Below are 11,301 nucleotides of genomic sequence, written 5' to 3' on the forward strand. Positions count from 1 at the left end.
CGACATGTCTAACTATGGTGCAAACGTTTGTAGTGCGGAGGTCCGCATGACCCGACGCTTCGCCCTGGTCGGCACGGGGGCCCGCGCCGAGATGTTCGTCCGGGCGATCCACGACCATCCCGGCACGGCCGAGCTGGTCGCGTTCGCCGACACCAACCGGCACCGGATGTGGGTGCACAACGAGTGGCTGCGCGCGGCCGGCCACTCCCCCGTCCCGGAGTACCCGGCCGCCGGCCTGGCCGCGCTGCTGGCCCGTGAGCGGGTCGACGAGCTGATCGTGACCAGCGTGGACGACACCCACGCCGGGCACATCGTGACCGCGCTCGAGGCGGGCTGCGACGTGATCACCGAGAAGCCGATGACCGTCGACGCCGAGGGGTGCCGGCGCATCCTCGACGCGCAGGCACGCACCGGGAAACGGGTGTCCGTCGCCTTCAACTACCGCTTCAACCCCGTGCACGAGCAGGTACGCCGCCTGCTGGCCGAGGGCGCGGTCGGCGAGATCGGATCCGTGCACTTCGAGTGGCTGCTCGACGTACGCCACGGCGCCGACTACTTCCGTCGCTGGCACCGCGACAAGGCGCACTCCGGCGGGCTGCTGGTGCACAAGGCCGGCCACCACTTCGACCTGGTCAACTGGTGGCTCGCGGCCGCGCCCGCCGAGGTGTACGCCCACGGCCGCCTGTTCTTCTACGGCGAGAACGGCCGCCGCCACGGGTACGCCCGCGAGTACGACCGGGTGCACGACTCCCCCGCCGCCGAGGACGACCCGTTCGCCCTGCACCTCGCCGGCAACCCCCGCCTGCACGCCCTGTACCTGGACGCCGAGGCGGACGACGGCTACGTGCGCGACCGCAACGTGTTCGCGCCCGGCGTCAGCATCGAGGACGACCTGGCGGTGCTGGTGCGCTACGACACCGGCGCCACGATGACGTACCACCTCACCGCGTACGCGCCGTGGGAGGGCTACCGGCTGATGGTCAACGGCAGCCGGGGCCGCCTCGAGCTGGAGGTCGTGGAGAGCGACCACGTCAGCCCGGCCGCCGCCGGGGAACTCAAGGGCGCCGCCGTGCACGGGGTCACCGGGAACCCGGAACGCGGCCACCCCCGCCTCACACTGCACCCGTTCTGGGAGCCCCCGCGCGAGGTACCGCTGCCCGAGCGCCCCCGCGGCGGGCACGGTGGCGCCGACGCCCGGATGACCGCCGTCCTGCTCGGCACGCAGACCGACCCGATGAACCGCTCCGCCACGGCCCGCGACGGCGCGCTCGCGCTGCTCACCGGCCTCGCCGCGAACCGCTGCCTGCAGACCGGCGCACCCGTGCGGGTCGCCGATCTGCTCGACCTGAACCCGAGGTGACCGTGCCCGACCCCGTCTTCGCCACCGACCCCCGGCAGCGCGACCTCGCCCGGGAGCTGCACGCCCTGGTCCGCGACCTGCCGCTGATCTGCCCGCACGGGCACGTCGATCCCGGGCTGCTCGCCGAGGACCAGCCGTTCCCCGACCCCGCCCGGCTGCTGGTCGTACCCGACCACTACGTCACCCGCATGCTGTTCAGCCAGGGCATCCCGCCGGCCCGGCTGGGCGTGCCGTCGCGCACCGGCGAGCCGGTCGAGACCGACGGGCGGGCGATCTGGCGGCTGCTGGCCGCCCACTGGCACCTGTTCCGGGGTACGCCGTCCCGCCTGTGGCTGGAGCGCACCTTCGAGACCGTGTTCGGCGTCGGCACCCCGCTGCGCGCGGAGACGGCCGACGAGGTGTACGACGCCATCACCGCAAGGCTGGCCGAGCCGGCGTTCCGCCCCCGGGCGCTGTTCGAGCGCTTCGGCATCGAGGTCCTCGCGACCACCGAGTCGCCCCTGGACGACCTGTCCCGGCACGCCAAGCTGGCCGCGGACGGCTGGGGCGGCCCGGGCGGCCGGGTCATCACCACGTTCCGCCCCGACGACGTGGCAGACATGGAGTTCCCCGGCTGGGCGCGGTCCGTGGCGCGCCTCGGCGAGCTCACCGGCGAGGACACGGAGACGTACGACGGCTACCTGGCCGCGCTGCGCTCACGCCGGGAGGCCTTCATCGCCGCCGGGGCCACCTCGTCCGACCACGGGCACCTGACCGCCCGTACCGAAGACCTGAGCCCGGCCGAGGCCGCCGCGCTGTTCACCCGCGCGTTGCGCGGTGAGGCGTCGGCGGCCGACGCCGAGACGTTCCGCGGCCACATGCTGATGGAGTTCGCCCGGATGTCGCTGGACGACGGCCTGGTGCTGCAGCTGCACCCCGGCGCGGTGCGCAATCACAACACGTGGCTGCACGACGCGCACGGGCGCGACGTCGGCGGCGACATCCCGCAGGCCACCGACTACGTGCACGCGCTGCGCCCGCTGCTGGACCGGTACGGCAACGACCCGCGCCTGCGGATCGTCCTCTACACGCTCGACGAGGACGCGTTCAGCCGGGAGCTGGCCCCGCTCGCGGGCGGGTACGCGGCCCTGTACCTGGGCGCGCCCTGGTGGTTCCTCGACTCCCCCGACGGGCTGCGCCGCTTCCGCGAGGCGGTGACCGAGACGGCCGGCTTCTACAACACCGCGGGCTTCGTCGACGACACGCGCGCGTTCTGCTCCATCCCGGTCCGCCACGACATCGCCCGGCGGGCCGACGCCGCGTACCTGGCCTCGCTCGTGGTGCAGGACCGGCTGCCGGTCGACGAGGCCGCCGAGACCATCGCGGACCTGGCGTACCACCTGCCGAAACGCATCTTCCGACTCGAGGGGGCCCGATGACCCGGATCACCGGCGTGGACGTGCACGACGTGCGGTTCCCGACCGCGGCGGCCGGCGACGGCTCGGACGCGATCAACCGGGGCGACTACTCGGCCACGTACGTCGAGCTGCGCACCGACGGGCCGCACACCGGCGCGGGCTTCACCTTCACGAACGGCCGCGGCAACGAGCTGACCTGTGCCGCCGTACGCGCCCTCGCGCACCACGTCGAGGGCCGGCTGCTGGACGACCTGTGGGCCGACCCGGTGGGCTTCGCGCGCTCGCTCAGCGCCGACGTGCAGCTGCGCTGGCTGGGCCCGGAGAAGGGCGTCATCCACATGGCGACCGGTGCGATCGTCAACGCCGTGTGGGACCTGCACGCGAAGACCGCCGGGAAGCCGCTGTGGCGGTTCCTCGCCGAGCTGCCCACCGAGAAGCTGATCGCTTGCGTGGACTTCCACCACATCACCGACGCGCTCACCCCGCAGGACGCGGCGGCCATCCTGGACAAGGGGCTGACCGGGCTCGACGATCGCCGCGCCGAGCTGGAGCGCGACGGGCTGCCGTCGTACACCACCAGCGTCGGGTGGCTCGGCTACCCCGACGACAAGGTGCGCGAGCTGGCGCGGGCCGCGTACGCCGACGGCTGGCGCGCGATGAAGATGAAGGTCGGCGGGGACCCGGCGGACGACGAGCGGCGGGCCCGGATCATCCGTGCCGAGATCGGGCCGGACGCGCTGCTCATGATGGACGCCAACCAGGTGTGGGACGTCGACGAGGCGATCGCCCGGATGGCCACGCTCGCCGCGGCGGACCCGTACTGGATCGAGGAGCCGACGCACCCCGACGACGTGCTGGGCCACGCGCGGATCCAGCGGGCCGTCCACCCGATCCGCGTCGCCACCGGCGAGGTGGCGGCCAACCGCGTGATCTTCAAGCAGCTCCTGCAGGCGGACGCGGTCCGGGTGGTGCAGATCGACGCGTGCCGGGTGGGCGGCGTCCCCGAGGTGCTCGCCGAGCTGCTGCTCGCGGCGAAGTTCGGCGTCCCGGTGTGCCCGCACGCCGGCGGGGTCGGCCTGTGCGAGCTGGTGCAGCACCTGTTCGCCTTCGACTACCTGCGCGTCGGCACCAGCCTCGAGGGCCGCATGGTCGAGTACGTCGACCACCTGCACGAGCACTTCACCGACCCGGTACGCACCCGCGGCGGCCGGTACGTGCTGCCCGACCGGCCCGGCTACAGCGCCACCATGAGACCGGAGTCCGTCGCCGAGTTCCGGTTCCCCGACGGGCCGGTGTGGCGATGAGGCTGGGCGTACCGGCACTCGCGCACCTCCCGCAGGAATGCCGGCCCCTCATCGCGCCGGGCGCCGTGCCGACCGGCATCGTCCACCTGGGCCTCGGCGCGTTCCACCGCGCCCACCAGGCCGTCTACACCGAGGAGGCGGTCGCGGCCGCGGGCGGCGACTGGGGCATCGCCGGGGTCGCCCCGCGCTCGGTGACGGTGCTCGACGCACTCCGCGAGCAGGACCGCCTGTTCAGCGTCACCAGCGTGTCCGCGCGGGGGAGCGCCACCCACGTGGTGGGCGCCTTCTCCGCTCTCGTGCACGCGGCCTCGGACCCGGAGGCGGTGGTCCGGCTGATCGCCGACCCGGCGGTCCGGGTGGTGACGCTGACGATCACGGAGAAGGGGTACGCCCCCGGCTCCGCGGCGCTGGGCCTGCTGGTGCGCGGGCTGCTCGCCCGGCGGCACGCCGACTCCGGTCCGGTGGCCGTCCTGAGTTGCGACAACGTGCCCGCGAACGGCCGGCACCTGCGCGGCCTCGTGCACCGCGCGGCCGGGGACGACGCCCGGGAGTGGTTGTCGGACCAGGTCACGTTCCCCGGCACGATGGTCGACCGGATCGTGCCGGCCGCCACCGCCGGCAGCCTCGCCCGGGCCGCGGGCGCGCTCGGCGTGGAGGACCGCGCGGCGGTGAGCGGGGAGCCGTACCGGCAGTGGGTGATCGAGGACGACTTCCCCGGCGGACGCCCGGCGTGGGAACGCGCCGGGGCGGTGCTGACCGTCGACGCCCAGCCGTGGGAGCGGTTGAAGCTGCGCTCGCTCAACGGGGTGCACTCCGCGATCGCGTACCTCGGCGCGCTCGCGGGGTGCGAGACGATCGCGCAGGCGCTGACCCTGCCCGGGCTGCGGGCGCTGCTGACCCGGCTCATCACCGAGGACATCGCGCCCAGCCTGCGGCCGCCCGACGGCATCACCGTGGCCGGGTACGGCGAGTCCGTCCTGACCCGCTTCGCCGATCCCGCGCTGGGTCACCGGACGGTCCAGGTGGCGATGGACGGGTCGCAGAAGCTGCCGCAGCGGGTGCTGCACACGATCCAGGACCGCCGGGCGGCCGGGTCGATCCCGCGCTGGGCCGTCCTCGTGGTCGCCGCGTGGATGCGCTTCGTGCAGGGGCGCGCCGACGACGGCCGGGAGCTGCCGCTCGACGACCCGATGGCCGCCGAGATCCGCGACCGGCTCGCCGCCGCGCCGGGAACCCCGGAGGGCGTGGTGGACGCGTTGCTCGGGCTCCGCGCGATCTTCCCCGCGGACCTGGCGGAGGACGACGTGGTGCGGGCGCTGCTGGTCGACTGGCTGACGGCGTTGAGCAAGCACGGCGTCGAGGCCACCCTGGCCGGTACGGCATGAGCGACTGCACCGAACCGCGCCTGCCGCTCGCCGCACACGGCCGCGACCGTGAGGGCCAGGAGGGCATGCCAGGACGACACAGCATGACGACGACCGTCGCGCTGATCGGCGCCAACGGGCACGGGCGGCACCACCGGCGGCAGCTCGCCACGCTCGACGGCGTACGCCTCGTGGCGCTGGCCGACCCGCGCCCGATCGAGCCCGACCCGCCCGTACCCGACGGCACGGAAGTGTTCACCGACCACCGTGAGCTGCTCGCGAAGATCGAGCCCGACGTGGTGGTGATCTGCACGCCGCCGCACACCCACCTGCCGATCGCCGCCGACGCCCTGCGCGCGGGTTGCGACGTGCTGCTGGAGAAGCCGCCGGTGCAGACGCTCGCCGAGCATCGGGAGCTGGCCGCGGTGCTCGAGGAGACCGGGCGGGCGTGCCAGGTGGGGTTCCAGGCCCTCGGCTCGCACGCGGCCGCCAGGTTCTGGGACGCGGTCGCGCGGGAGAGCGTGACGGGCATCGCCGCGGTCGCCTCCTGGCAGCGCGACGACGCCTACTACGCGCGGGCGCCGTGGGCCGGGCGGCGCAGCGTCGACGGCCGGCCCGTGATCGACGGCGTGCTGGTCAACCCGCTCGCCCACGCGGTCATGCAGGCCCTCGCCACGGCGGCGTCCGCGGGGGCGGGCCCGCCGGTCGGGTGCGAGGCCGAGCGCTACCGCACGCGGCTGATCGAAGCCGACGACACCGCGGTCGCCCGCCTCACGCTGGAGAGCGGCCTGCGGATCCTGGCCGCGGCGACGCTGGCGGGCGAGGACTTCATCGCCGGCGAGATCATCGTCGACGGTACGGCGGGCCGCGCGGTCCTCGAGTACCCCACGAACCGCCTCGCGCTGCCGGGCGAACCGCACCTGCGCGAGGTCGCCGGGCGGACCGGGCTGCTGGAGAACCTCATCGCGCACCGGGCCGACCCGTCGGTGCCGTTGCTGGCGCCGCTGTCGCGTACCGAGCCGTTCACCGCCGTCGTGGAGTGGCTGACCGCGCCGGACGCGCCGCCGCCCGTGCTGCTCGATCCGCGGCACGTCGAGGACCACGCCGGCGTCCGGGTCATCCCCGGCATCAACGCCGTTCTGCGGCGCTGCGCGGAGGAGATGGCGCTCCCCTCCGAGCTGGGGGTCATCTGGGCGGCACCGCCGTACCGTCGGCCACCAGCACGGTGAGATCGCGTTCCAGGGTGGTGCCGGCGGCGATCACCAGTGGCCGCTCGAAGGCCAGCGCGGCGCACACCCCGACGTAGTCGCCCGTGCGCACGAACCAGCGGTCGTCGTCGCGTAGACCCCGGAAGACCAGCGTGTAGGCGTCCCCGCCGGTGACCGCCAGCCACGGTTCCGCGCTGCCGTTGACCGCGGTCTCCCCTTCGGCCGAAGACGTGTACGCCACCGCATCGCCGTCCGGGGCGCGCCAGAAGAAGCCTCCGTACCCCGCGCCGCCGGTGCGCCCGTTGGTGGCCGGGCTGCCCAGGGTCACGTCACGGCCGGCGGGGGCGCTCAGGGCGTACGAGAAGGTCAGCTCCCATCCCCCGGGCGCGAGCCGGGCCGCGATGCGTCTCCGCTCGGTGAGCAGAACCCGGCCGGTCCGGTCCTGCCAGCGCAGCCGGTGCCCGATGCCGTCGCCGGCGGGCAGCCGGCCGGCGGGCGCGACCCGGCCGTGGTCGTCGAGCCAGACATAGCCCTCGCCACGCCGGTACGTGCGCCCGCCCCAGAAGTTCACGCCGTCGACGTCCTGCATCGCCACGGACACGCCGAGGTGCCACGGATGGTCGAAGCAGAGCGCGTCCGAGACCCGCACCCCGCCCAGCGTGCGGACGGGGTGCAGGTACGGCCGCGGACCGAGCCGGATGTCGAGGTCCGGGTGCGGCACGTAGGTTGCCACCTCGGCACCGCCGGCGAGCAGCCGTTCATCCTCAGTAGACAAAGGGCCATCCCGCGGAGTCGTAGCCGATGAGGTTGATGCCGAGGTAGGACGCGCCACTGTCGGCGTAGTAGTGGTACACCAGCACATCGGCGTCGCTGTCGGTCAGGACCGCCTGGTGCCCGGGCCCGTGGATCGAGCCGTGCCCGGCCAGCACCTGCGTCCCGCCGCCCGAGGTCATCGCCGTGCCGTTGCGATCCACGAACGGGCCGGTCACGCTGCTCGACCGGCCCACCATGACCCGGTACGTGCTGGACGCGCCCCGGCAGCACAGGTCGAACGACACCCACAGGTAGTAGTACGAGCCGTGCCGGGTCAGGTACGGCGCCTCGATCGCCCCGCCGCCACGCCCGGCCACCGAGCGGATCGTGCTGTCCGAGCGCTTCCCGGTCGCCGGGTTCAGCGCGACCATCTTGATGCCCGACCAGAACGAGCCGAACGTCAGCCACCAGCGGCCCTGCGGATCGACGTACAGGTTGGGGTCGATGGCGTTGTAGTCGTTGCCGCTCGACGACTCGATGACCAGGCCGTCGTTGCTCCACGACCCGGACGCGCCCGTGGTGCTGGTGGCCAGGAAGATCGCCGAGCGGTTCGAGCCGAACGTGGAGGCCGAGTAGTAGAGGTGGTAGCGGCCGTTGCGGTACGAGATGTCCGGGGCCCAGAGGTTGCGGCTGCCGCCGGTGTACGCGGTGGTCCAGGGCGCGCCGTTCGGGAACACCGCGCCGGCGTTACGGAAGGCGGTGCGGTCCTGCGACGTCTTGAGCTGGATGTTGTCGCCGGTGTACGCGGCGAGGTACGTCCCGGCCGGGGTCTTCACCATCGACGGGTCGTGGATGCCGGTGTCCCCGGTGACCCGGCCGGGGTTCGGGTAGGCGGCCGGCGGCACGGTCGGCGTGGCGGCCACGAGGGGCGGCGCGGCGGCGCCGGCCCGGACCGCGGGCGGCGCGGCCACGCCCGCCCGGCCCGCGGGCGGCGCGGCTACACCCGCCCGGCCCGCGGGCGGTGCGGCTACACCCGCCCGGCCCGCGGGCGGTGCGGCGGCGCCGGCCCGGACTGCGGACGCGGCGGCGCGGGACTGCACCGCGGGCAGTGCGGCGGCGGTCAGCGTGATGGTGACGGCGGCGGCGAGGACGCTAAGAGCTCTCCGAGGTGTCATTCCCGAACTGTGACCGTTCACAATTGCCTCCGCAATAGATGTTCATCAATTGAATGGGATCCCCGCCGCTGCGGGGCGACGGGGATCCCGGGTGCGAGGTTCAGAGCGAGATGCGCCCCGCGCCGGCGTTCGCCGTGACGATGGACTTCACGTTGCTCGCCGGGTCGGCGGTGTACGCGTACGGGATGCTCTTCACGCTGCCGCCGGTCTGCCCGCCGCCGGAGCCGACGAGCAGGTTGCCCCGCGCGACCAGCGAGCCCGGGCCCGAGTCGCCCTCACCGAGGTGGTACGGGTCCGGCACGCTCTCGAACGAGTTGTTCTCCACGAGCACGCCGGCGCCCTCGGTCGAGGCCACCCCGTACCCGCTGTTCTTGTAGTAGTAGTTGTTGTAGACGTGCACCGGGTTGCCGAAGCGCACCCGCGGGTGGCGCTGCGTCGACGCGTCGAACCAGTTGTGGTGGTACGTCACGCGCAGGTGCCCGGTGTCCTGGCTGGCGTTGTCGTCGCTGTGGCCCAGCAACATGGACTTGTCGTGGTTGAACACCCGGTTCCACGACACGGTGACGAAGTCCGACCCGCGCTTGATGTCGACCGCTCCGTCGTAGCCGTGGCTGAACGTGTTGTGGTCGATCCAGATGTTCGTGGCCGAGGACTGCACGTTGACCGCGTCGTCGTTCCAGTCGCGGAACGTCAGGTTGCGGATGATGACGTTGCGGTCGCCGTTGACGTTCAGGCCGCAGCCCACGATCGTCGCGCCCGCGTTGCCGATGATGGTCTTGTTGGAGCGGACCCGCAGCATGCCGGAGCAGCTGATCGTGCCGGAGACCCGGATGACCGCCGCCGAGCTCGAACCGACCGCCGAGGTCAGCGCGGAGGCGCTGCTCACCGTGGTGGCCGAGGCGCTGCCGCCGCCGGTCGTCCCGCCGTTCTGGGTCGCCCACCCGACGAGGTCGGTGACGGCCGCCGCCCGAGGCGCCGCGGCCGGTGCAGCCGCGGGCCGGTCGGCGGCGAAGGCGGAGCCGGCTCCGGCGAGTCCGGCGCCCACCAGAACGAGCGTGGCCGCGCCGGCGGAGGCGCCGAGCAGTTTTGTGCGCATGGTCTTCTCTCCCTTTCCAGGGGTCGGGTGCCGCCGCGCGATGGATCGCGGCGACGGGGTCATGAGGTGTGCGGCGGGTGACGGCCCGCCGGTGGGCAGTACGCGGTGCACCGCGGTGGCCTGCCCGGGTCGCCGCGAGGCGGCGTCGCTGCGGCCGGCTCGCGCCGTACCGGTGACGCCTGGCGGCGGATCGGAAACGGGAGTACGCCGGATCGGCACGGGAACCCCGCGGCGGCCGGCCGGCGGTGTTCTCGCGTGCGGTGGATGTCTGGCTCCCGCGCCCGCTTTGCCCTGAAGCAAGCGCTTTCCTGGTACCAGAACAACACAGACGGATGTCGATGTGAAGACAAAACCGCTTGCAGGTTGTTTGCAGGATCGGGCGTATCGCCCGCCGGCCCGGCCCAGAAAGGGATAATTCGGTCTGGCCGCGGGATGAGGGGACGACGATGACGGTTTCCGGAAACCGTCCACGGGTGCTGCTCGTGGACGACGAAGCCAACCTGCTCGACGGCATGCGCCGGCAGCTGCGCCGCGAGTTCGACGTGGAGACCGCCGTCGGCGCGGCGAAAGGGCTCTTCGCGCTGCGCCAGCCCGAGCCGTTCGAGGTGATCGTCTCCGACTTCCTGATGCCGGGCATCAACGGGGCCGAGTTCCTGGCCGCCGCCCGCAAGGTCGCCCCGGACACCACCCGGATGCTGCTGACCGGGCACACCGACCTGGAGGACGCGGCGGCGACGGTCAACCGGGGGCAGGTGTTCCGGATGCTGCTCAAGCCGGTCGACACCGAGACCATGAGCGCCGCCCTGCGCGACTGCGTGGCCCAGCACCGGCTCCTGGTCGCCGAACGGGAGCTGCTGGAGCAGACCCTCAACGGCAGCGTCAAGGCGCTGACCGACGTGCTGGCCCTGGCCAGCCCGGACGCGTTCGGGCGGGCCAACCGGATGTCCCGGCTGGCGGCCCGGATCCTGGACGCGCTGGAGGAGGAGATCCCGGACCGGTGGGCCGTCGAGCTGGCGGTCATGATGTCCCAGATCGGGATCGTGTCGCTGCCGCCCGCGGTGGCCGAGAAGCTGGCCGTCGGCTGCGAGCTGACCCCGGCCGAGCAGGCCATGGTGGACGCGCTGCCCACGGTCGCCGGGCAGCTCGTCTCGGCCATCCCGCGCCTGGCACCGGTCGCCGAGGCGATCCGGTACTCACGGAAGAACTTCGACGGCTCCGGGCAGCCCGAGGACGGCGTCGCGGGAGCGGCGATCCCGCTGGGGGCGCGGCTGATCCGCATCGTCGAGGACTACGACCGGCTGCTCATCGAGGGTGTGACCCCGGCCGTCGCCGCGGCCACGGTCGATTCACGGAGCGGGACCTACGATCCCACGCTCTCCGCCGTGCTCCGGACGGCCGCGGCCGCGACCGGCGGGGAGACCGTACGCGCGGTCTCCCTGCAGGATCTGCGGCCCGGCATGGTGCTGGCCGCGCCGGTGACCAGCAGGTCGCACGTGCGACTGGTCAGCGCCGGGCAGGAGGTGACGGTCGGCCTGCTCACCCGGCTGCACAACTTCGCGGCGCTGGAGGACGGCGTCGCCGAGCCGGTCGTCGTGACAGAGACCGCCGCGGCCCTCGCGAACGAGCCCAGCGTGTCATGACCGG

General features: G+C 73.4%; 9 protein-coding genes. 6 read left to right on the forward strand and 3 right to left on the reverse strand.

The features are described 5' to 3' along the window. The first annotated feature begins 46 nt into the window (after positions 1–46). The 5 genes from IT780_RS03095 to IT780_RS03115 all read left to right on the forward strand — a co-directional run bounded on the left by IT780_RS03095 (position 47) and on the right by IT780_RS03115 (position 6,654). Positions 47–1,360: a Gfo/Idh/MocA family protein gene (locus IT780_RS03095; protein WP_199509810.1), complete on the forward strand. Its 1,314-nt coding sequence runs from the start codon at positions 47–49 to the stop codon at positions 1,358–1,360. Beyond that, positions 1,357–2,778: a glucuronate isomerase gene (gene uxaC, locus IT780_RS03100; protein WP_307831007.1), complete on the forward strand. Its 1,422-nt coding sequence runs from the start codon at positions 1,357–1,359 to the stop codon at positions 2,776–2,778. The genes IT780_RS03095 and uxaC overlap by 4 nt, the downstream gene beginning before the upstream one ends. After that, positions 2,775–4,061 carry an enolase C-terminal domain-like protein gene (locus tag IT780_RS03105; protein ID WP_199509811.1) on the forward strand — a complete coding sequence of 429 codons (1,287 nt, stop codon included), beginning with the start codon at positions 2,775–2,777 and terminating at the stop codon, positions 4,059–4,061. The genes uxaC and IT780_RS03105 overlap by 4 nt, the downstream gene beginning before the upstream one ends. Continuing rightward, positions 4,058–5,446: a mannitol dehydrogenase family protein gene (locus IT780_RS03110; protein ID WP_199509812.1), complete on the forward strand. Its 1,389-nt coding sequence runs from the start codon at positions 4,058–4,060 to the stop codon at positions 5,444–5,446. The genes IT780_RS03105 and IT780_RS03110 overlap by 4 nt, the downstream gene beginning before the upstream one ends. 83 nt (positions 5,447–5,529) lie before the next feature. Then, a complete protein-coding gene (locus IT780_RS03115) occupies positions 5,530–6,654 on the forward strand; it encodes a Gfo/Idh/MocA family protein (RefSeq protein ID WP_199509813.1) in 1,125 nt (374 codons plus the stop codon). On the opposite strand, the gene IT780_RS03120 is transcribed toward IT780_RS03115, so the two are convergent. From IT780_RS03120 to IT780_RS03130, 3 genes are all read right to left on the reverse strand, one after another. Further along, positions 6,611–7,408 (reverse strand): DUF6807 domain-containing protein, encoded by a 798-nt coding sequence (locus tag IT780_RS03120; protein WP_233412059.1) that lies wholly within the window; start codon positions 7,406–7,408, stop codon positions 6,611–6,613. The two genes, IT780_RS03115 and IT780_RS03120, sit on opposite strands and share 44 nt — an antisense overlap. Continuing rightward, a complete protein-coding gene (locus tag IT780_RS03125) occupies positions 7,398–8,561 on the reverse strand; it encodes an arabinan endo-1,5-alpha-L-arabinosidase (protein WP_233412060.1) in 1,164 nt (387 codons plus the stop codon). The genes IT780_RS03120 and IT780_RS03125 overlap by 11 nt, the downstream gene beginning before the upstream one ends. 100 nt (positions 8,562–8,661) lie before the next feature. Next, positions 8,662–9,657: a pectate lyase family protein gene (locus IT780_RS03130; RefSeq protein ID WP_199509815.1), complete on the reverse strand. Its 996-nt coding sequence runs from the start codon at positions 9,655–9,657 to the stop codon at positions 8,662–8,664. A 446-nt stretch (positions 9,658–10,103) separates the two neighbouring features. Here IT780_RS03130 and IT780_RS03135 point away from each other — a divergent pair, with 446 nt between their 5' ends. Then, the gene (locus IT780_RS03135; RefSeq protein ID WP_199509816.1) at positions 10,104–11,297 is read left to right on the forward strand and encodes an HD domain-containing phosphohydrolase; all 1,194 of its coding nucleotides are present in this window, start codon (positions 10,104–10,106) and stop codon (positions 11,295–11,297) included. Positions 11,298–11,301 lie beyond the last annotated feature (4 nt).

Origin of the sequence: Nucisporomicrobium flavum (genome assembly GCF_016464385.1) — a bacterium.
In the GTDB taxonomy this organism is placed as follows: domain Bacteria; phylum Actinomycetota; class Actinomycetes; order Mycobacteriales; family Micromonosporaceae; genus Actinoplanes; species Actinoplanes flavus_A.